At 72.6% G+C, this 19,569-nt stretch carries 16 protein-coding genes and 1 pseudogene; 7 read left to right on the plus strand and 10 right to left on the minus strand.

What is annotated here, in order from left to right:
- Nucleotides 1-29: 29 nt before the first annotated feature.
- From DWB77_RS07030 to DWB77_RS07045, 4 genes are read right to left on the minus strand one after another with little or no spacing between them, the layout of a single operon-like run.
- Nucleotides 30-809, minus strand: coding sequence for a CDP-alcohol phosphatidyltransferase family protein (locus DWB77_RS07030; RefSeq protein WP_120720421.1), 780 nt, complete (start codon nucleotides 807-809; stop codon nucleotides 30-32).
- Nucleotides 787-1,848 carry an iron-containing alcohol dehydrogenase family protein gene (locus DWB77_RS07035; RefSeq protein ID WP_120720422.1) on the minus strand — a complete coding sequence of 354 codons (1,062 nt, stop codon included), beginning with the start codon at nucleotides 1,846-1,848 and terminating at the stop codon, nucleotides 787-789. The genes DWB77_RS07030 and DWB77_RS07035 overlap by 23 nt, the downstream gene beginning before the upstream one ends.
- Complete coding sequence (locus tag DWB77_RS07040; protein WP_120720423.1) at nucleotides 1,836-2,573, minus strand: sugar phosphate nucleotidyltransferase; 738 nt, start codon at nucleotides 2,571-2,573, stop codon at nucleotides 1,836-1,838. Before DWB77_RS07040 ends, DWB77_RS07035 begins: the two co-directional genes overlap by 13 nt.
- A complete protein-coding gene (locus DWB77_RS07045; protein ID WP_120720424.1) occupies nucleotides 2,570-4,375 on the minus strand; it encodes a DUF5941 domain-containing protein in 1,806 nt (601 codons plus the stop codon). Before DWB77_RS07045 ends, DWB77_RS07040 begins: the two co-directional genes overlap by 4 nt.
- Before the next feature lie 421 nt (nucleotides 4,376-4,796).
- On the opposite strand from DWB77_RS07045, the gene DWB77_RS07050 reads away from it, so the two are divergent.
- Both DWB77_RS07050 and idi read left to right on the plus strand, forming a co-directional pair.
- Nucleotides 4,797-5,738 carry a cation diffusion facilitator family transporter gene (locus DWB77_RS07050; RefSeq protein ID WP_120720425.1) on the plus strand — a complete coding sequence of 314 codons (942 nt, stop codon included), beginning with the start codon at nucleotides 4,797-4,799 and terminating at the stop codon, nucleotides 5,736-5,738.
- 115 nt (nucleotides 5,739-5,853) lie between these two features.
- Nucleotides 5,854-6,459 carry an isopentenyl-diphosphate Delta-isomerase gene (gene idi / locus DWB77_RS07055; protein WP_120720426.1) on the plus strand — a complete coding sequence of 202 codons (606 nt, stop codon included), beginning with the start codon at nucleotides 5,854-5,856 and terminating at the stop codon, nucleotides 6,457-6,459.
- Here idi and DWB77_RS07060 read toward each other — a convergent pair.
- The gene (locus tag DWB77_RS07060) at nucleotides 6,434-6,934 is read right to left on the minus strand and encodes an ATP-binding protein (protein WP_120720427.1); all 501 of its coding nucleotides are present in this window, start codon (nucleotides 6,932-6,934) and stop codon (nucleotides 6,434-6,436) included. The two genes, idi and DWB77_RS07060, sit on opposite strands and share 26 nt — an antisense overlap.
- A 135-nt stretch (nucleotides 6,935-7,069) precedes the next feature.
- Nucleotides 7,070-7,747 carry an HdeD family acid-resistance protein gene (locus tag DWB77_RS07065; protein WP_120720428.1) on the minus strand — a complete coding sequence of 226 codons (678 nt, stop codon included), beginning with the start codon at nucleotides 7,745-7,747 and terminating at the stop codon, nucleotides 7,070-7,072.
- 75 nt (nucleotides 7,748-7,822) lie between these two features.
- On the opposite strand from DWB77_RS07065, the gene DWB77_RS07070 reads away from it, so the two are divergent.
- On the plus strand, nucleotides 7,823-8,566 hold the full coding sequence (locus DWB77_RS07070; protein WP_120720429.1) for an enoyl-CoA hydratase/isomerase family protein: 744 nt from the start codon (nucleotides 7,823-7,825) through the stop codon (nucleotides 8,564-8,566).
- Here DWB77_RS07070 and DWB77_RS07075 read toward each other — a convergent pair.
- Complete coding sequence (locus DWB77_RS07075; RefSeq protein WP_120720430.1) at nucleotides 8,557-9,195, minus strand: DJ-1/PfpI family protein; 639 nt, start codon at nucleotides 9,193-9,195, stop codon at nucleotides 8,557-8,559. The two genes, DWB77_RS07070 and DWB77_RS07075, sit on opposite strands and share 10 nt — an antisense overlap.
- Nucleotides 9,196-9,213: 18 nt before the next feature.
- Nucleotides 9,214-10,176 (minus strand): GlxA family transcriptional regulator, encoded by a 963-nt coding sequence (locus DWB77_RS07080; protein ID WP_120720431.1) that lies wholly within the window; start codon nucleotides 10,174-10,176, stop codon nucleotides 9,214-9,216.
- Between the two features lie 123 nt (nucleotides 10,177-10,299).
- Between DWB77_RS07080 and DWB77_RS07085 the strand changes: the two genes are divergently transcribed.
- Together DWB77_RS07085 and DWB77_RS07090 are read left to right on the plus strand one after the other, a co-directional pair.
- Entirely contained in the window at nucleotides 10,300-11,163 is an 864-nt protein-coding gene (locus DWB77_RS07085) for an SCO6745 family protein (protein WP_120720432.1), read from the plus strand.
- Nucleotides 11,164-11,230: 67 nt separating this feature from the next.
- Complete coding sequence (locus tag DWB77_RS07090; protein WP_120720433.1) at nucleotides 11,231-13,660, plus strand: Tex family protein; 2,430 nt, start codon at nucleotides 11,231-11,233, stop codon at nucleotides 13,658-13,660.
- Between the two features lie 115 nt (nucleotides 13,661-13,775).
- Here the strand turns inward: DWB77_RS07090 and DWB77_RS07095 are convergent, their stop codons facing one another.
- Entirely contained in the window at nucleotides 13,776-15,413 is a 1,638-nt protein-coding gene (locus DWB77_RS07095; RefSeq protein WP_120720434.1) for an ABC-F family ATP-binding cassette domain-containing protein, read from the minus strand.
- Nucleotides 15,414-15,806: 393 nt separating this feature from the next.
- Between DWB77_RS07095 and DWB77_RS07100 the strand changes: the two genes are divergently transcribed.
- Both DWB77_RS07100 and DWB77_RS07105 read left to right on the plus strand, forming a co-directional pair.
- A complete protein-coding gene (locus DWB77_RS07100) occupies nucleotides 15,807-16,580 on the plus strand; it encodes a thioesterase II family protein (protein WP_120720435.1) in 774 nt (257 codons plus the stop codon).
- A gap of 59 nt (nucleotides 16,581-16,639) precedes the next feature.
- A pseudogene (locus tag DWB77_RS07105) lies at nucleotides 16,640-17,551 on the plus strand (FAD-dependent oxidoreductase); the annotation flags it as partial.
- A gap of 27 nt (nucleotides 17,552-17,578) precedes the next feature.
- Here the strand turns inward: DWB77_RS07105 and DWB77_RS07110 are convergent.
- Complete coding sequence (locus DWB77_RS07110; protein ID WP_120720436.1) at nucleotides 17,579-19,561, minus strand: Xaa-Pro dipeptidyl-peptidase; 1,983 nt, start codon at nucleotides 19,559-19,561, stop codon at nucleotides 17,579-17,581.
- Nucleotides 19,562-19,569: the final 8 nt, after the last annotated feature.

Here is a 19,569-nt window from a genome sequence, read left to right on the forward strand (position 1 = left end):
CTTCAGGGGGCCGCCCTGCACCGGGGCGCTCACTTCAGCCTGCTCGACGCGAGGATGGACACGAGGTGCAGCAGCGTCTGGAGCAGCGCGATGCCGGCGAGCACCGCGACGCCAAGACGCGAGAAGTACAGATCGCCCCGGACCTGGTCCGCGACCGCGAGGACCAGGATCAGCAGGGACGCCTCGATGCCGAGGACGAGGCGGTGGAACTTCAGGCCCGCGGCGGCCCGGCGGGCCAGCGCCATGCCCGAGGAGCGCGGGGTGGCCGCCGCGTCCTTGACCGGCGGAAGGCCGCCCTGGTGGCGGGCGACGCCCACGAGGTCGGTCTCGGCCTTGATCAGGATCGCGCCGAGCGCGGCGAGCGTCCCGAGGAAGGCCCACAGCCAGTCGATGCGGCCGGGGCCCCACAGGTCGGCGGCGCGCAGGCCGAAGCCGACCAGGACCGCCGCGTCGCACAGGTAGGCGCCGACGCGGTCGAGGTAGACCCCGGAGAGCGAGAACTGCTTCTTCCAGCGCGCCACTTCGCCGTCGACGCAGTCGAGCAGCAGATAGCCCTGGACGGCCACGACGCCGAGGACGGCGCCCCAGACGCCCGGCACCAGCAGGGCCGGAGCGGCGAGGACACCGCTGAGCGTCATCAGGTAGGTCAGCTGGTTCGGCGTGACCTTGGTGGTGACCAGGACGCGGGTGATGCGCAGGGAGATCTCGCGCATGTACAGGCGGCCGCCCCAGTGTTCGCCGCTGACCCGGTCCTTCACACCCGCCGGGTGCACGACCGGGCGGAGCTCAGCTACGGATGGTCTTGGCATAGTCGGCGTACGCGTCCCTGATCTGGTCGGTGGACAGGTCGAGGTGTTCGAGGATGGTGTAGCGGCCGGGCCGGGTCTGCGGCGCGAACTCCACGGCCCGCACGAACTCCTCGACGGTGAAGCCGAGTTCCTCCACCGTCACCGGCAGGGCGTGCCTGCGCAGCACCTCGGCCATGAGGGCGGACTGCTCGGCCGCGCCGCGCAGGTGCATCGCGAACGCGGCGCCCAGGCCGCACTGTTCGCCGTGGCTCGCGGCGCGCTGCGGGAAGAGCAGGTCGAAGGCGTGGCTGATCTCGTGGCAGGCACCGGAGGAGGGCCGGCTGTCGCCGCTGATCGACATCGCGATGCCGGACATGACCAGGCCCTCGGAGAGGGTGACCAGGAAGTCGTCGTCGCCGACGGTGCCGGGGTGGCGCAGCACCGCCTCGCCCGCGCTGCGCGCCATGGCGGCGGCCAGGCCGTCGACGTGCTCCCCGGTCTCGCGGTGCGAGAGCTCCCAGTCCGCGATCGCGGAGAGGTTGGAGATCGCGTCGCCGATGCCCGAGCGCACGAAACGCGCGGGCGCCTCCCGGATCACGTCCAGGTCGATGAGGATCGCCAGCGGGGTGGGCACGCCGTAGGAGCCGCGCCCGTTGTCGTTGTCGAGGGTGGAGATCGGCGAGCAGATGCCGTCGTGCGACAGGTTCGTGGCGACCGCGACCATCGGAAGCCCGACTCGGGCCGCCGCGTACTTGGTCACGTCGATGATCTTGCCGCCGCCGAGCGCCACGACCGCGTCGTAGCGCTTGCCGCGGATCTGGTCGGCGAGCTTGACCGCCGCGTCGATGGTGCCGCCGTCGACCGCGTACCACTCGGCGCCCGGCAGGACCGGGGCGAACTGCTCGCGCAGCTTCTGCCCCGATCCCCCGCTGACCGCGATCGCCAGATTGCCGTTGACGGAGATGCGCTGGTCGGCGAGGACGGTCGCGAGGTCGTCGAGGGCGCCGCGACGGATGTCGACGACGACGGGCGAGGGGATCAGTCGCGTCAGTACTGGCACGCGATCTCACGGCCCTTCGCCAGGTCGTCGTGGTTGTCGATCTCGACCCACGACACCTCGCCGATGGGGGCCACGTCGACGGTGAAGCCGCGGCTCACGAGCTCCTGGTAGCCGTCCTCGTAGTAGAGGTCGGGGTCGCGCTCGAAGGTGGCCTTCAGGGCGTCCGCGAGCTCCTCGGCGGCCTCCGCCTCGATGAGCGTGACGCCGATGTACTCGCCGGTGGCGTCGGCGGGGTCCATCAGCTTGGTGATGCGCTGAACGCCCTTGCCCTCGGCGGTGATGACCTTCATCTCCTCGTCGGCGAGGGACTTCACCGTGTCGAGGGCGAGGATGATCTTCTGGCCCTGGCCGCGCGCGGCCAGCAGGGTCTTCTCGACGGAGACGGGGTGGACCGTGTCGCCGTTGGCGAGGATCACACCGCGCTTGAGGACCTCACGGGCGCACCACAGGGAGTAGGCGTTGTTCCACTCCTCGGCCTTGTCGTTGTCGATCAGCGTGATCGTGACGCCGTACTTGGCCTCCAGGGCCTCCTTGCGGGCGTACACGGCTTCCTTGCGGTAGCCGACCACGACGGCGACTTCGGTGAGGCCGACCTCGGCGAAGTTCTTCAGCGCGATGTCCAGGACGGTGGTGTCACCGTCGACAGGCACGAGGGCCTTCGGAAGCGTGTCGGTGTAGGGGCGCAGACGGCGTCCGGCACCGGCTGCCAGTACGAGGCCAATCATGCTGTTTCTCCTTCGTCATGTACGGCAGGTGCTCCGGAGGACACCCAGAACCGGATGGACTCCACGAGCACCACGAGCGCGATGACCGCCGCGAGGACGGTGAGCGCCAGGGTGAAGTCGGTGGCTCGCGTGGCGAGGACGGCGGCCAGCACCGTCACCACGAGCGTGCGGCCCTCCTGGCCGCCGATCACCCGCACCAGCCACTGCGGCGGCGCGCCGGAGCCGCCCTTGATGCGGTAGACCGTGTCGTAGTGATGGTAGGCGACCGCGGAGACGAGCCCGAAGGCCGCGGGAAGGGCCCCGTCCACGTCCGAGCGGGCCGCGAGGATGAGGACCGTGCTGTACTCGGCCACCCGGAAGAGTGGCGGTACGAGCCAGTCGAGGGCGCCCTTGAGGGGGCGGGAGACGGCGAGGCCGGAGAGGACCGCGTACAGGACGGCGGCGACGATCGTCCGGCGGCTGCCGACGGGCTGGGTCAGGGCGGCGGCGATCAGCGCGGCGGCTCCGACGGCCGCGACCACCGGCGCACCCGGGATCCGCGGCGCCTTCGCGGCGACGAGCTGGGCGAGGGGCCCGCTGTCGGCGAGGTCGGCGAGTGCCCGGGCGGCGCGGTCGGTGCGGGGGGCGCGGCGGCTCACCGAGCGCAGGACGCGGCCCGCGGTGGTGTAGCAGGCGGCGAAGGAGCAGCCGATGAGCAGGGCGTAGAAGACGACGCGGGGCGTGGTGGCGGCGGTCAGCACGGCGATCATCGCCCAGCGCTCACCGATCGGCAGCACGATCATGCGGCGCACCCACACCGTCCAGCCGACCGCGTCGAGCTTGCCGGAGAGGGCCGCGGTGGGGCTGGTGTTGGCGGACGCGTCCGTGCCGACGACGTGTGCCTCGTTGAAGGAGAAGTCCACGACGTGGCGGCAGGTCTGGAGGACCATCGCGCCGAGCGCCAGCGCCCATACGTCGTCGCCGCCGCGGGCCGCGCCGAGCGCGAGGCCCGCGTAGTAGGCGTACTCCTTGGCGCGGTCGAAGGTGGCGTCGAGCCAGGCGCCCATCGTCGAGTACTGGAGCGAGTAGCGGGCGAGCTGACCGTCGGTGCAGTCCAGGACGAACGAGACGATCAGCAGCACTCCGGCCGCGACATAGCCGCCCCTGGTCCCGGTCGCCGCGCAGCCGGCCGCGATCAACGCGGTGATCAGCGAGGCGGTGGTGACCTGGTTGGGGGTGAGCCCCCGGCGGGCGCACCAGCGGGCGATGTAGCGGGAGTAGGGGCTGATGAAGTGGGTGGTGAAGAAGCCGTCGCGGGACTTGACGGCGTTGCGCAGGCGCACGGCCTCGTCGTCGACGGCGCTCACGGCCCGGCTCGCGGCGGCCGCGGCGCTCTCGTCGGCGGGGACGGTCGCGATCAGCGAGCCGAGCTCGGGGTGGTGCACCGCGACCCCGTCGGCCTCCAGGGCGGCGGCGACGCCGTCGGTGAGCACGGCAGCCGTACGGACCTGGGCGGCGGGCGCCGCAGGTGCCCCGGTCAGGGCGCGGGCGAGCGCGGGGCGTGCCTCGGCCTGGACGGCCAGGGCGCCCGGCACCGAGGCGGCCGGGAAGCGCGGGTCGGTCAGCGCCAGGCGCAGGGCGTGGAGGTGGCCGAGGAAGCGCGGGTCGACCAGCGCGACGCGTTCACCGGCCGGCACCTCGGCGAGCAGGCGGGGCAGATCGTCGGGGAGCGAGGCGTTCTGTACGTCGAATCCCAGCGCGCGCAGATCGTCTCCGAGCTGCGATCCGGGCACCGGCGGACCGGTAAGGATGGCGGTGGACAGACGAATTCACTCCTTGCGACGGACACGGCTGACGGCCCGGCCCGGCCCGGTACGGGGGCGGGCGGCACGTCGGCAGAGGCTATCGGATGCACGGAACCGGGAATTCACTGGCCGTTCACGCCCGCTGAGGCCCGGGAGCGCCGGTGCGAGGGGCGCCGCGATCATCATGGTGGATCAAGGGCGCACCCCACAAACCGCGTACCGAGGGGGCTTGTCCACTCGCCGCGCCGGGTCGGCCCCCAGGTGCTCGGCGTGATCTCCCCGGCGCTCTGACCTGCAAGCATTTATGCAGGTCAGAGCATATGACAACGGTGTTCAGTGCCGTGTTGCACATACCCCCTACCCGTAGTTCACTTGGCCCTCGTACAGCGACGGAGTACAGGCGTCGGGACTGATCGGCAACGGACCCGGGAGGGCCTTCATGGGGGCTGGGCACGACCACGGACACACGCACGGCGGTCCGCCGCCCAGCGGCACCGCGGCCGCCGCGTACCGGGGAAGACTGCGCATCGCGCTCGGCATCACACTGACCGTGATGGTCGTGGAGATCGTCGGCGGGCTGCTCGCCGATTCCCTGGCGCTGGTCGCGGACGCGGCGCACATGGCGACCGACGGCCTCGGGCTCGCGATGGCGCTGCTCGCCATCCACTTCGCCAACCGCCCGGCCGGGGGCAACCGCACCTACGGGTACGCCCGCGCCGAGATCCTCGCCGCGCTCGCCAACTGCATGCTGCTGCTCGGCGTGGGCGGCTACATCCTGTTCGAGGCGGTGGCGCGGTTCGTGGAGCCGGCCGGCACCGCGGGCGGCACCGCCGTGGTGTTCGGCCTGATCGGCCTGGTCGCCAACTCGGTCTCTCTTTCGCTGCTCATGAAGGGGCAGCAGGACAGCCTCAATGTGCGCGGCGCGTTCCTGGAGGTCCTCTCGGACGCGCTCGGCTCGGCGGCCGTCGTGGTGGCCGGCCTGGTGATCATGACCACCGGCTGGCAGGCGGCCGACCCCATCGCCTCGCTCGTGATCGGCCTGATGATCGTCCCCAGGACCGTCAAGCTGCTGCGCGAAACCCTCAACGTGCTCCTGGAGTCGGCGCCCAAGGGGGTCGACATGGCGGAGGTGCGCGCCCACATCCTGGAGCTGCCGGGCGTGGAGGACGTCCACGACCTGCACGCCTGGACCATCACCTCGGGGATGCCGGTGCTCTCGGCGCACGTCGTGGTCAGCCAGGAGGTCCTGGACAGCGTGGGGCACGAGAAGCTGCTGCACGAGTTGCAGGGGTGTCTGGGGGACCACTTCGACGTCGAGCACTGCACCTTCCAGCTGGAGCCGGGCGGTCACGCCGAGCACGAGGCGAAGCTCTGCCACTGAGCCCTACGGTTCCCGGGGCCCCGCGTGGGGCAGGACATGCGGATGCCGGTCAATGGCGGACACGCCGCTTTTGTACGGCAGACTGGGCAGCCGAGGACCGAAGCGAAGGATGGTTATGCCGAGCACACCTGCCACCACGGCGAACAACTCGTCGACCGGGACCACGGGCGCAGCAGCACCGGAGATCATGCTCGAACTCGTCGACGAGAGCGGCAACACCATCGGAACCGCGGAGAAGCTCTCCGCCCACCAGGCGCCCGGGCAGTTGCACCGGGCGTTCTCCGTCTTCCTCTTCGACCCGGCGGGCCGGCTGCTGCTCCAGCGGCGGGCGCTCGGCAAGTACCACTCCCCCGGCGTCTGGTCCAACACCTGCTGCGGCCACCCCTACCCCGGTGAGTCGCCGTTCGCGGCCGCCGCCCGGCGCACCCACGAGGAGCTCGGCATCTCGCCGACGCTGCTCGCCGAGGCGGGCACGGTGCGCTACAACCACCCGGACCCCGAGTCGGGCCTCGTCGAGCAGGAGTACAACCACCTCTTCGTGGGGCTGGTGCAGTCGCCGCTGCGGCCGGACCCGGAGGAGATCGGCGAGACCGCGTTCGTGACGCCCGAGGAGCTCACCGAGCGGCACGCCCGCGCCCCGTTCTCGGCCTGGTTCATGACGGTTCTCGACGCGGCGCGGCCGGCCGTCAAGGAGCTCACGGGGCCCGACGCGGGCTGGTGATCCCCGGCAGCGGGGCCAGCGGGAGTGCGGCCCAGACGACCTTTCCGCCACCGGCGGTCTGCTCGACGTCGCACACCCCGCCGGCCTCCTCGGTGATCTCGCGCACCAGGAGCAGGCCCCGGCCGCCGGTCTGCGCGTAGTCGGCCTCCAGGGCCTTGGGCCGGTAGGGGTGGTTGTCCTCGACGGACACCCGGATCCACTCGGCGCCGATGGCGACCTCGACGGCGACCTCGGGCGAGAGCAGCGCCGCGTGTCTGACCGCGTTGGTGACCAGCTCCGAGACGATCAGCAGCAGGCCCTGGACGAGGTCCTCGTGGGCCGGCACGCCCTGGCGGCGCAACAGGTCGCGCACCGCGTGCCGGGCCTGGGGGACGGAGGCGTCGACCGAGGGGGCGGTGAAGCGCCACACCCCCTCGTACGACTGCTGCCGGGCCGGAGCGGCGGGTTCGGGCGGCAGGCTCCCGCGGATCTCCATTGTTCCGGCACCACCTTCGCGGCTCGACTGCACACCCGTCTGGTGAAGAGTGTCGGGAGTGCGCTGGTCCGGACCGGCCGACTGACCATAAGTCAGCATCTACTGCCGCTTTTTGATCCCCGTTGGACGAGAAGGTCACTTCTCCATCGGGTTGTGATCCCCGTCTGAGGGCTTTGCCATGGCTTGCGGGGGTGTCGGAGACATCGGAGGTGTGCCCTCCCCGCTCCCCGCGGGGGCCACCGCGTCACTCACGAGAGTGACGATTCTGCGGCCGCCCACTCCGATCGCGATCAGACCGAGACCGTCGAACAGCAGGGCCAGCGAGAAGAAGCAGCCGATGACGTACCGGCTGCTGCTCGGCCAGCTCGCGAGCACCAGGATGCCCAGGAGCACCCCGAACGCGCCCTGCACCAGCGTCCAGCCGAACTGCGGCCCGCGCACCACCACGCTGCCCACCAGGCGGAAGACCCCGCCGGTCAGGAAGAGCAGGGCGGCGAACATGGTGAGCGCCTCGGCACTGCCCTCGGGGCGACGGATGATCACCACGCCGGCCGCCAGGTTCAGCGCGGCCACCACGACGGCCAGCCAGAAGAACCCCGAGCCGCGCGACTGGATCGCGTGCGCCAGACCCACGACACCGCCGATGAGCAGCAGCCAGCCGAAGAGCAGCATCGTGGTGAGGGTGGCGAACCCGGTGTAGGCGAGGCCCACCAGGCCGGCCACGACCAGGATCGCCCCGAGCAGGGCGAGCAGACCGAAGCTGCGGCTCAGTTTCCTGCCCTCGCGTCCGACGTTCTGCTTGGATCCGGCCATGGGCGTCTCCTCATCGATCCGCGTGCGGCCCCCCTTGCGATCATAGGTTTCGGGTGCCCGGATAGCATCCGGCGCATGCAGCTGGAGCAGAGCCTGTCCGGGGGCGTCGCCACCGTCGTCATCAACCATCCCGCGAAGCGCAACGCGATGACGTCCGCGATGTGGCGGGCCCTTCCGCCGCTGCTCGAAGCCCTGGCCGCCGATCCGGACGTACGGGCTCTGGTGCTGACCGGGGCCGGGGAGACGTTCTGCGCGGGCGCGGACATCTCGACGCTGCGGGAGCCCGGCGAGGACCCCCGGGCGCTCGCGGTGGCGGCGGAGGAGGCGCTGGCGGCGTTCCCCAAGCCGACGCTGGCGGCGGTGCGCGGTCACTGCGTGGGCGGCGGCAGTCAGCTCGCGGTCGCCTGCGACCTGCGGTTCGCGCAGGAGGGCGCGCTGTTCGGGGTGACGCCCGCGAAGCTCGGCATCGTCTACCCCGCGTCCTCCACCCGGCGCCTCGCCGCGCTCGTGGGTCCCGCGACCGCCAAGTACCTGTTGTTCTCAGGTGAGTTGATCGACAGCGCGCGGGCGCTGCGGACCGGTCTGGTGGACGAGGTGCTGCCCGAGGGCGAGTTGGACGAGCGGGTGGCCGCCTTCACCCGGGTCCTGGTGTCGCGCTCCCGGCTCACCCAGGCCGCGGCCAAGGAGTTCGCGGACGGCCGAACCGACCGGGACGCCCACTGGGCCGAGCAGGAGCGGGGCGCCGGCGACACCGCGGAGGGCATCGCCGCCTTTCTGGAGCGCCGAACGCCCCGCTTCATCTGGAGCCCTCAGACCTGAGGGATCCCCTTGGCCCGGAAGTGCTCGACCAGTTCGGCGGGCGCGGTGCGCGGCGAGCCCGCGTCGTAGGGGGGTTGGGGGTCGTACTCCAGGAGGAGCTGTACGGCTTCGGCGTGACGGTCCCCGGCGATCTCCCCGGCGAGGGTGAGCCCCATGTCGATGCCGGCCGACACCCCGGCGGCGGTGACGTACTTGCGGTCCATGACGACCCGCTGCGCCGTGGGCGTCGCGCCGAAAGCGCGCAGCTCCTCCAGGGCCAGCCAGTGCGAGGTGGCGCGCCGCCCCTTGAGGAGCCCGGCCGCGCCGAGCAGCAGCGAGCCCGTGCACACCGAGGTCGTCCAGGTCGTCATGGTGTCGACGGCGCGCAGCCAGTCCAGGAGCGGGCCGCCCGCGAGGTGTGGCTCGACGGCCTCGGGCGGGGCTCCCGGCACGACCACGATGTCGGGCCGGGTCACCTCCGCGAGGGACCGCTCGGCGACGAGGGTGAGGCTGCCCCTGTCGTTGCGTACGGGGCCGGCCTGCTCGGCCACGAACACCGTCTCGGCTCCGGGGAGCGGGGCGAGCGTGTCGTACGGTCCGACGGCGTCCAGGGCGGTGAACCGGTCGTAGAGCAGGATCGCGATCTGCATGGGCTGCCTTTCGAGGAGCTAGGCGGAAGCGGGTCGAAAACGCCGGCGGTATTCGGCGGGCGCGGTGCCGAGGACCTTCACGAAGGCGCGCCGCATCGCCTCCGGGGTGCCGTATCCGGCGGCGCGGGACACCTCCTGGACGCCGTCCGCGGTCTCCTCCAGCAGGCGGCGGGCGTATTCCAGGCGGACGCGCTCGACGTAGCGGCCGGGGGTGATGCCGGTCTCGGCGTGGAAGGCGCGGGCGAAGTGGCGGGGCGAGAGGCTGGCCCGCCGGGCGAGCGCCTCCACCGACAGATCGGCGTCCGGATGCTCGGTGATCCACTGCTGGAGTTCGCGCAGCGGCTCGCGCCGGGCGGTCTGCGCGGCGAGCTGGGCGCTGAACTGGGCCTGGTTTCCCGGCCGGCGCAGAAACACCACCAATAAGCGGGCGACGGCCAGGGCCACGTCCCTCCCGTGGTCCTCCTCCACCAGGGCGAGGGAGAGGTCGATGCCGGCGGTGACCCCGGCGGAGGTGGCGATGTTGCCGTCCCGCACGAAGATCGGATCCGCTTCGACCTGGACGTCGGGGTAGCCCCTGGCCAGCTTCGAGCACAGCGCCCAGTGCGTGGTGGCCCGGCGCCCGTCGAGCAGCCCGGCCTCGGCGAGCAGCAGCGAACCCGTGCACACCGAGACGAGCCGCCGGGCGCGGGGGCCGTGCGTCCGTATCCAGGCGACCAGCCGGGGGTCCGCGGCGGCGGCGCCGTCGCCGCCGGGAACGAGCAGGATGTCGGTGTCCGTGGCGTCGGTGAGCGCGCGGTCGGCCATGAGGCGCAGCCCGCTGTGCGACACCACCGGCGCGCCGTCGAGCGAGGCGAACCGCACCTGGTAGGCGCCCGGGTCGCCGACCACGCGGCCCGCCGCGGCGAACACCTCGGCCGGTCCGGTCACATCGAGGCTCTGGACGTGGTCGAAGAGAACCATCAGGACGGAGCGCTGCGTCATGCCCCCATCCTTGGACGCGGCCGACGATGGCCGCAATGACGAGAAGCCCACCTTTCCTGCCATCGGCCATCGGGTCCGGCCCACCTCTTCACTCCGTACCAACCAGTCGGTAACGTGCTGGCCATGAGTTCTCTCCCGCCGCGCGCCGGCCGCCGTTGCCAGAGCCCGCTCAACTCGCTGCACGCAACCGTCTACTTCTCGCCCGACTACGCCGAGGAACTGGCCGGGCTCGGCATCGAGAACCCGAGGGCCGCCTACTTCGCGGGGCGGGCCGCCGCGATGGGCGCCGTGGGGCCGGGACCGGTGGCGGCCTCGTTCTACAACTTCCGCCACGGCCTGATCGCCGAGCACCTGCCCGCCGTGTGGCGCACCGCCTCCCCCGATGCCGTCCTGGCCGCCCGGCTGCGCTCGGTCGACACCACCCTGCGCCGGCTGCTCGGCGAGGAGACGCTCGCCTCGGACGAGATGGCGGAGGCGGCCCGCCTCGCGCTGCGCGCCACCGAGGGCTGCACCCGGCACGCCCGGCCCCTGTACGCCGCCCACGCCGACCTGCCCGTGCCCGAACAGCCGCACCTCGCCTTCTGGCACGCGGCCACGCTGCTGCGCGAGCACCGGGGCGACGGCCACCTCGCCGCACTGCTCGACCTGGAACTCGACCCGGTGGAGGCCCTGGTCAGCCACACCGCGACCGGCAAGGGCATGGCACGGCGCTGGGTGCTGGCCACGCGCGGCTGGGAGCAGTCGGACTGGGACGCGGCCGCCGAACGCCTCCAAAAGCGCGGACTGCTGGCCGCCGACGGCGAGTTGACCGAAGCGGGCGCGGCGCTCCGCGCCGAACTGGAGGACCGCACCGACCGCCTCGACCGCGCCCCCTACGAACTCCTCGGCGACCACGATGTGGCGCGGCTGACCGAACTCGCCAAGGGCTTCGTGGTCACCGCGGCCCTCGCGGGCGGTTTCCCCGCCGACCTCGTCGGCAAGGGCTGATCGTCGATTGCCGTCGCCGCCTGCCACAATTGGCGCCCCAGGCTCAGCGAGAAGGCGGTACGGCAACGTGACGACGTCCATCGAAGGCAGGATCGCCGAGGAACTCGGCGTACGGGAGCGGCAGGTGAAGGCCGCCGTCGAGCTGCTCGACGGCGGGTCGACCGTCCCCTTCATCGCGCGCTACCGCAAGGAAGCGACCGAGATGCTGGACGACGCCCAGCTGCGCACCCTGGAGGAGCGGCTGCGTTATCTGCGGGAGCTGGAGGACCGGCGCACGGCGGTCCTCGACTCCGTACGGGAGCAGGGCAAGCTCACCGAAGCCCTGGAGGCGCGGATCCGGGCCGCCGACACCAAGGCCCGCCTGGAGGACATCTACCTGCCCTTCAAGCCGAAGCGGCGCACCAAGGCGCAGATCGCCCGCGAGGCGGGCCTGGAGCCGCTCGCGGACGGCCTGCTCGGCGACCCCTCGGTCGAGCCGCTCGCCGCGGCCGCCGCGTTCGTCGACGCGGACAAGGGTGTCGCCGATCCGGCGGCCGCCCTGGACGGCGCCCGCTCCATCCTGGCGGAGCGGTTCTCCGAGGACGCCGACCTGATCGGCGAGCTCCGCGAGCGCATGTGGACCAAGGGCCGCCTGGCGGCGAAGGTCCGCGCGGGCAAGGAGGAGGCGGGCGCCAAGTTCGCCGACTACTTCGACTTCACCGAGCCCTTCACCGCGCTGCCCTCGCACCGGGTCCTCGCGATGCTGCGCGGCGAGAAGGAGGAGGTCCTCGACCTCGTCCTGGAGCCCGAGGAGCCCTCGCCCGAGCCCGGCCCCTCGACGTACGAGAACATGGTGGCGCGCCGCTTCGGCGTGGCCGACCGGGGCCGCCCCGGCGACAAGTGGCTCGCCGACACGGTGCGTTGGGCCTGGCGCACCCGCATCCTGGTCCACCTCGGCATCGATCTGCGGCTGCGGCTTCGTACGGCCGCCGAGGACGAGGCGGTCCGCGTCTTCGCCGCCAACCTGCGCGACCTGCTGCTCGCAGCCCCGGCCGGCACCCGCGCCACGCTCGGCCTCGACCCCGGTTTCCGTACGGGTGTGAAGGTGGCCGTCGTCGACGCGACCGGCAAGGTCGTGGCCACCGAGGTGATCCACCCGCACGTCCCCGCCAACAAGTGGGACCAGGCGCTCGCGAAGCTGGCCGGGCTCTGCAAGGAGCACGCGGTCGAGCTGATCGCCATCGGCAACGGCACGGCCTCCCGCGAGACCGACAAGCTCGCCGGTGAACTCATCGACAAACACCCGGAGTTGAACCTCGCCAAGGTGATGGTGTCGGAGGCGGGCGCTTCGGTGTACTCGGCCTCGGCGTTCGCCTCGCAGGAGTTCCCGGACATGGACGTGTCGCTGCGCGGCGCGGTCTCCATCGCCCGGCGCCTCCAGGACCCGCTCGCCGAACTCGTCAAGATCGACCCGAAGTCCATCGGGGTGGGCCAGTACCAGCACGACCTGTCCGAGGTGAAGCTGTCGCGCTCCCTCGACGCGGTGGTCGAGGACTGTGTGAACGGCGTCGGCGTCGACGTCAACACCGCCTCCGCGCCGCTGCTTTCGCGGGTGTCCGGCATCAGCTCGGGCCTCGCCGAGAACATCGTGGCGCACCGCGACGGCAACGGCCCGTTCCGCTCGCGCCGCGCGCTCAAGGACGTGCCGCGGCTCGGCCCGAAGGCGTACGAGCAGTGCGCGGGCTTCCTGCGGATCCGGGACGGCGAGGACCCGTTGGACGCCTCCAGCGTGCACCCCGAGGCGTATCCGGTGGTGCGGCGGATGGTGAAGACGACCGGGAGCGAGGTCGCCTCGCTGATCGGCAACACCGGGGTGCTGCGGTCGCTGCGGCCCGACGACTTCGTGGACGAGACCTTCGGTCTGCCCACGGTCACCGACATCCTGCGCGAGCTGGAGAAGCCGGGCCGCGACCCGCGACCGGCGTTCAAGACGGCCACCTTCAAGGAGGGCGTCGAGAAGATCGGCGACCTGGAGCCCGGGATGGTCCTCGAAGGCGTGGTCACCAATGTGGCGGCGTTCGGCGCGTTCATCGACATCGGCGTCCACCAGGACGGGCTCGCCCATGTCTCGGCGCTGTCGAAGACGTTCGTGAAGGACCCCCGGGACGTGGTGAAGCCGGGCGACATCGTCAAGGTGAAGGTGCTCGACGTCGATGTGCCGCGCAAGCGGATCTCGCTGACCCTGCGGCTCGACGACGACGCGTCCGCGCCGGGTGGCGCCCCCAAGCGGGAGCGCGCCGAGCGGGGCGCCCGCGCTCAGGACGGCCGGCCTCCGCAGCAGCGACAGGGCCAGACGCGGGACCAGGGCCGCCGGCCCCGGGGCGACGGGAACGTCGCCCAGCCCGCCGGCGGCAACCGCCCGGCGCGCGGGGCGGCCCCGGCCACCTCGAACAGCGCGATGGCGGACGCCCTGCGCAAGGCGGGCCTGCTCGACCCGAAGGGCCGCGGCGGCCGCTGAGCCGACCGCGCGCTCACGCGCCCCGAGGGGCGGCCGCAGGTCAACTGGCTTACGGCCAACTGGCTTGCGGCCGCCCCTCGTTGATGCCCGCGCTTCACCCCTCCCGGGCGCGCGGTCAGACTTCGGTGACCTTGCCGCCCGCGACTTCGAGCCGGCGGGTGGTGTGCACGGCGTCGAGCATCCGGCGGTCGTGGGTGACCAGGAGGAGCGTGCCCGTGTACGAGTCCAGCGCGGATTCGAGCTGCTCGATCGCCGGCAGGTCCAGGTGGTTGGTCGGCTCGTCGAGGACCAGCAGGTTGACGCCGCGGCCCTGGAGCAGGGCCAGCGCCGCCCGGGTGCGCTCGCCCGGGGAGAGCGATCCGGCGGGCCGCAGCACGTGGTGCGCCTTGAGGCCGAACTTGGCGAGCAGCGTCCGCACCTCGGCCGGCTCCGTCTCGGGGACGGCCGCGCAGAACGCGTCGAGCAGCGGTTCCTCACCCAGGAACAGACCGCGCGCCTGGTCGACCTCACCGACCACGACCCCCGATCCGAGCGCGGCGTGGCCCGCGTCCAGCGGCAGCCTGCCGAGGAGGGCGGCGAGCAGGGTGGACTTGCCGGAGCCGTTGGCGCCGGTGATGGCGACGCGGTCCGCCCAGTCGACCTGGAGCGAGACGGGCCCGAAGGTGAAGCCCTCGCGGTGCACCTCGGCGCCGTTCAGGGTCGCTACGACGGCACCCGAGCGGGGCGCGGCGGCGATCTCCATGCGCAGCTCCCACTCCTTGCGGGGCTCCTCCACGACGTCGAGGCGTTCGATCATGCGCTGGGTCTGGCGGGCCTTGGACGCCTGCTTCTCGCTGGCTTCGCTGCGGAACTTCTTTCCGAGCTTGTCGCTGTCGGTGGCCTTGCGCCGGGCGTTCTTGACGCCCTTGTCCATCCAGGACCGCTGCATCTGGGCCCGGCCTTCGAGCGCGGAGCGCTTGTCGGCGTACTCCTCGAAGTCGTCGCGGGCGTGGCGGCGAGCGGTGGCGCGCTCGTCGAGGTAGGCCTCGTAACCGCCGCCGTACAGGTTGATCTGCTGCTGGGCGAGGTCGAGTTCGAGGACCTTGGTGACGGTGCGGGCGAGGAACTCGCGGTCGTGGCTGACGACGACGGTGCCGGCCCGCAGCCCCTTCACGAAGGCTTCGAGCCGCTCCAGGCCGTCCAGGTCGAGGTCGTTGGTCGGCTCGTCGAGCAGGAAGACGTCGTAACGCGACAGGAGCAGCGAGGCGAGTCCCGCGCGGGCGGCCTGGCCGCCGGAGAGCGCGGTCATCGGCTGGTCGAGGCCGGTGGTCAGGCCGAGCGACGCGGCGACCTCCTCGGCCCGCTCGTCTAGGTCGGCGCCGCCGAGCGCGAGCCAGCGCTCCAGGCTGTCGGCGTACGCGTCGTCGGAGCCGGGCGCACCGTCGACCAGGGCCTGGGTCGCGACGTCCATCGTCTCCTGGGCGGCGGCGACCCCGGTGCGGCGGGCGAGGAAGGCCCGGATCGTCTCGCCGGGGCGCCGGTCGGGCTCCTGCGGAAGGTGGCCGACGCTCGCGCCGGGCGGGGAGAGCCTCAGCTCGCCCTGTTCCGGGGTGTCGAGCCCGGCGAGCAGCCGCAGCAGCGAGGACTTGCCCGCGCCGTTGGGTCCGACGAGGCCGATGACGTCGCCGGGGGCGACCACCAGGTCGAGCCCGGCGAACAGGGTGCGGTCGCCGTGGCCGGCGGCGAGGTCCTTGGCGACGAGAGTTGCAGTCATGAGGTGACCGATCCTAAGCGGTAGCCGCCCCCTGCCCGCTACGGGTCCACCGGGCCCCTGACGCGCCCCGCGCTCCCCCGGCCCACCGAGCGGCTTACGCGAGCCCGCCTCGACCTCGCGACGGCGCCCGCCCGATCCTCGCCCTCGCCCCCGTACCCGCACCCGTACCCGCGACCCCCACCCTGGCCGAAACGGGACGTCCGTCGGACGGTGCGATGCCAGACTGCTCGCCGAGGGGGCCGTACGGGGCGGCGCCCCTCGACGCGTGGTTCGGTCGTCGGCCGGGGCCGCGTGCGCAGCCCGCCCCGCCCCGCTCGGGGGTGCCGGGGGCCGGGCCGCTGGTCGGCGCGGGCCCCCGGACCGCCCTCCCGCACCTCCGGAGGTTTCCGCACCATGAGCCCTGCCGTGTCGCCCCGTTGGCTGTTCACCGGGCCGCCGCGTCCTGGCGCCCCCAGCCTGTACTGCTTCGCGCACGCGGGCGGCTCGGTCATCGAGTACATCCGCTGGGCCCGCGACACGCCGGCCGCCCAGCTCCAGGGCGTGCAGCTGCCGGGCCGCGGCTCGCGGTACGGCGAGCCGATGTTCGCCTCCCTCAGGGCGCTGGTGGCCGCGTTCCTCGACGAGGTCCCGCTCGGCCCCGAGCCGTTCGCCTTCTTCGGGCACAGCCTGGGTTCCCTCATCGCGTACGAGGTCACCCGCGCCCTGCGGGACGCGGGCCGGCCGCTGCCGTACCGGCTGATCCTGTCCGGGTACCCGGCGCCGCACCGCCGCCATGTCCGCGCCACCGACCCGCTGCACCGGCTGCCCGACGACGAGCTCATCGAGCGGGTCGCGAAGCTCCACGGCGGCATCCCGCAGGAGGTACTCGACTCGGCCGAGCTGCGGGAGCTGATCGTCGGGCCGCTGCGGGACGACTATCGCGTCCTGGAGACGTACACCTGGCGCGAGGCGGAGCCGCTGCCCGTGCCGATCACCCTGCTCGGCGGCAGCGCGGACCACACGCGCGAGGAGCTCGACGCCTGGCGGGAGCACACCACAGAGGATCTGACGATACGTCAATTCCCTGGTGGCCACTTCTACTTGCGCCAGCACCCCGCCCCGGTGTTGCGGGCCCTGGAGGAGGCGCTGTGTGACGTGGGGGCGCGACAGGAACGAACGGCGCGCTGATCCTCGTCCGGCGCGAGACGGCCGTGGCCACCCTCCGCCGGCTGGGCTACCGTCCCGGCATGAGCGACGATGTGATCGTGGTGGGTGGCGGGGTCATCGGCTTGACGACGGCGATAGTGCTGGCCGAATCCGGCCGTCGGGTCCAGATGTGGTGCGGGCAGCGCGCGGCGGAGTCGACGTCCGCGGTGGCGGGGGCGCTGTGGTGGCCCTACCGCATCGAGCCCGAGGAGCGGGCCGGCGCCTGGGCGCTGGCTTCGCTGCGGGTGTACGAGGAGTTGGCGGCCGACCCGCGCGAGAGCGGGGTGCGGCTGGTCGAGGGGCTGCACGCGGGGGCCCGGCTGGACGGCTTCGGGCCGTGGACCGCCCAGGTGGCCGGGATCACCGAAGGGCCCCAGGGCGTACGGGCCCGGCTCCCGCTGATCGACATGCCGGCCCATCTGCGCCGGCTCGAACAGCGCTTGGAGGAGGCGGGCGGAACGATCGAGCTCCGGCGGGTCGAGCGCCTCCCGGACGCGCCGTACGTCGTCAACTGCACCGGCACGGGCGCACGAGACCTCGTACCCGACCCCGAAGTACGGCCCGTGCGCGGCCAGTTGGTGGTGGTCGAGAACCCGGGCATCAGCGACTGGTACACCGCGGTGGAGCACGACGGCGAGGAGACCACCTACTTCATGCCCCAGCCGTACGGGCTGCTGCTCGGCGGCACCGCCCAGGAGGACGACTGGAACCTCGTCCCCGACCCGGCGACGGCCACGCGGATCATCGAGCGGTGTGCGCGGATCCGACCCGAGATCGCGAACGCCCGCGTCCTGGAACACCGGGTGGGACTGCGCCCGGCCCGGGACTCGGGGGTACGGGTCGAGCGTGAACTCACCGCGTCGGGCGGGGTGTTGGTGCACAACTACGGGCACGGCGGGGCCGGCGTGACGGTCGCCTTGGGATGCGCGGAGGAGGCCGCGGTGCTGGCCGCCCCCTCCCCGCGTCCCGATCCCACTGACTCAGCCCTGACCGGCTCCCGGAAGCCGCCGCGTCATCCGCGGCACCGGCACGCCCTCGGGGGATGCCGGAGCGCCGAGCCGGGCAGCCGTCCCGGCGGTGGCCCGTGCGAACGCCCGGGCGCCGCCGACGAAGGGCACCTCGGCCGCCGTACGCGCCAGGTCCACGGTGAGGGTCGGCCGGCTCGCGGCCGGCTCGATCAGCCCGTTGTCGGTGCCCGCGACGATCAGCGCGAGCCGGTGGCCGGCCGGTACGACATGGTCGGTCGCGGCCAGGTCGAGGGTGATCGTGTAGGGCCTGCCCGGGGTGAGCGCGACGCCGTGGGTGGCGGAGGCGTAGTGGCCGAGGTCGGCCCAACCGCGGCTGAAGACGGTGTGGCCCACGTCGACGGTGGCCGCCGAGGTCGTCAGATAGCAGGAGCTGTCGGCGGCCGTGCTCGCGCCCCAGCAGGTGCGCTCGGTGCCGGTGCGGATGCCCTCGCCGGACCCTCCGTAGTCGCGGATGGTGTCGGGCCCGAGGTCGACGAGGACGGCCGAGAGGTGGGCGCTGCTGGTGGAGGGGGTCGCGGTGAGGGTCACCCGGGACGAGCCGGACACCCGGAGCTCCTTGGTCAGCGGCTGGGTGACGAATCCCGCCTTGTCGGGCGTGGACGTGTCGATGCTGGTGGCCCAACTCTGCTCGTCCAGCGCCGGGTTGTCGGTGAACGCGGCGGTGGCTCCGCTCGGCGCGGCCTTCAGGGAGAGCCCGCCGACGCCCGGGGCCGGCCCGCTCACGGGGTGGACGGTGGTCGCCGCGGTGGCGGACGGCGGCCAGACGCGGTCGGTGCTCCACTGGTCGGGGTGGCGCTCGACGTCGGCCATCGGGCGGCGCTCGATGCCGTTGTCGTAACCGAGGAGGTAGTGGTCGAACCACTGGTGCAGGGTGTCCACCCAGGTGTCACGCCGGTAGTCGAACGGGTCGACATGGCCGGTTTGGGACAGCCAGATCTTGCGCTCCACCCCGTTCTTGGCGAGCGCGTCCCACCACTGGCCGAAGTTCTTCGTGCGGACGTTGAGGTCCTGCATGCCGTGCACGACGAAGACGCTGGCCTTCACCTTGTCCGCGCCGCGCACATAGTCCCGTTCGGTCCACAGCGGGGTCCAGTCGCCGTTGCGCGGCGCCCCGTCGACCAGTTTCTGCCGGGCCGCGGCGCAGCGGGTCCGCGCGTCGGGGCTCGTGACGTAGTCGCCGAGGTCGGCGGGGCCGCCGTCGTACAGGGCGGCGCCCTTGGCGAAGTAGTAGTCGTACCAGGAGGAGATCGCGCTGATCGGCACGATGGTGCGCAGGCCCTCGACGCCGGTGGCGGCGACTCCGTTGGCGATGGAGCCGTCCCAGCTCTTGCCGATCATGCCGGTGCGGCCGTTGGTCCACCCGGCGGTGGCGCGCTCGCTTCCGGTCCGTGTCGTGTAGGCGCGGGCGCGGCCGTTCAGCCAGTCGACGACCGCTTTCGCGGACAGGACGTCGGAGCGTCCGCCGACGTCTTCGCAGCCGTCCGAGCGATTGGTTCCGGTCAGGTCCACGCCGACGAAGGCGTAGCCGCGCGGCACGAAGTAGTTGTCGTAGAACAGCGGCATCTGCTGGATGACACCGTTGGCGTCGTACGTCTTGAGCTGGCTCTCGTTGCCGCGCCCGCAGCACGCGTAGTAGGGGCTGGCATCCATGATGACCGGTATCTTGCGCCCCTGCTGGGCGGGTTCGCGGGGCCGGACGATGTCGACGGCGACCCGGTCGGTCCGGCCGTTCCCGTCGCCGTCCAGGCCGGTGTCGACCCACACCGCCTCGCGTATGGCGTTCTCGTAGGAGTAGACGGGACGGCTCTCCCGGGCCGGGGCCGCCTGGGCGCCGACCGGGGTCAGGAGCACCGCCGCGAGGGCGGTCACCGCCGCGAGGACGAGTGCTCTGGGGGATCGTGACCTGTGGCGGGTGCCCCGCGCGCGTATCGGCATGGCCGGAA

The sequence above is a fragment of the Streptomyces hundungensis genome (assembly GCF_003627815.1).
Classification (GTDB): domain Bacteria; phylum Actinomycetota; class Actinomycetes; order Streptomycetales; family Streptomycetaceae; genus Streptomyces; species Streptomyces hundungensis_A.

Bases quoted from the DNA above. Each gene is read 5' to 3' on its own strand.
- DWB77_RS07100 (WP_120720435.1), top strand. From the start codon at position 15,807: ATGAGCCCTGCCGTGTCGCCCCGTTGGCTGTTCACCGGGCCGCCGCGT.
- DWB77_RS07040 (WP_120720423.1), bottom strand. From the start codon at position 2,573: ATGATTGGCCTCGTACTGGCAGCCGGTGCCGGACGCCGTCTGCGCCCC.
- DWB77_RS07085 (WP_120720432.1), top strand. From the start codon at position 10,300: ATGAGTTCTCTCCCGCCGCGCGCCGGCCGCCGTTGCCAGAGCCCGCTC.
- DWB77_RS07060 (WP_120720427.1), bottom strand. From the start codon at position 6,934: ATGGAGATCCGCGGGAGCCTGCCGCCCGAACCCGCCGCTCCGGCCCGG.
- DWB77_RS07070 (WP_120720429.1), top strand. From the start codon at position 7,823: ATGCAGCTGGAGCAGAGCCTGTCCGGGGGCGTCGCCACCGTCGTCATC.
- DWB77_RS07065 (WP_120720428.1), bottom strand. From the start codon at position 7,747: ATGGCCGGATCCAAGCAGAACGTCGGACGCGAGGGCAGGAAACTGAGC.
- idi (WP_120720426.1), top strand. From the start codon at position 5,854: ATGCCGAGCACACCTGCCACCACGGCGAACAACTCGTCGACCGGGACC.
- DWB77_RS07075 (WP_120720430.1), bottom strand. From the start codon at position 9,195: ATGCAGATCGCGATCCTGCTCTACGACCGGTTCACCGCCCTGGACGCC.
- DWB77_RS07030 (WP_120720421.1), bottom strand. From the start codon at position 809: ATGCCAAGACCATCCGTAGCTGAGCTCCGCCCGGTCGTGCACCCGGCG.
- DWB77_RS07095 (WP_120720434.1), bottom strand. From the start codon at position 15,413: ATGACTGCAACTCTCGTCGCCAAGGACCTCGCCGCCGGCCACGGCGAC.
- DWB77_RS07050 (WP_120720425.1), top strand. From the start codon at position 4,797: ATGGGGGCTGGGCACGACCACGGACACACGCACGGCGGTCCGCCGCCC.
- DWB77_RS07080 (WP_120720431.1), bottom strand. From the start codon at position 10,176: ATGACGCAGCGCTCCGTCCTGATGGTTCTCTTCGACCACGTCCAGAGC.
- DWB77_RS07110 (WP_120720436.1), bottom strand. From the start codon at position 19,561: ATGCCGATACGCGCGCGGGGCACCCGCCACAGGTCACGATCCCCCAGA.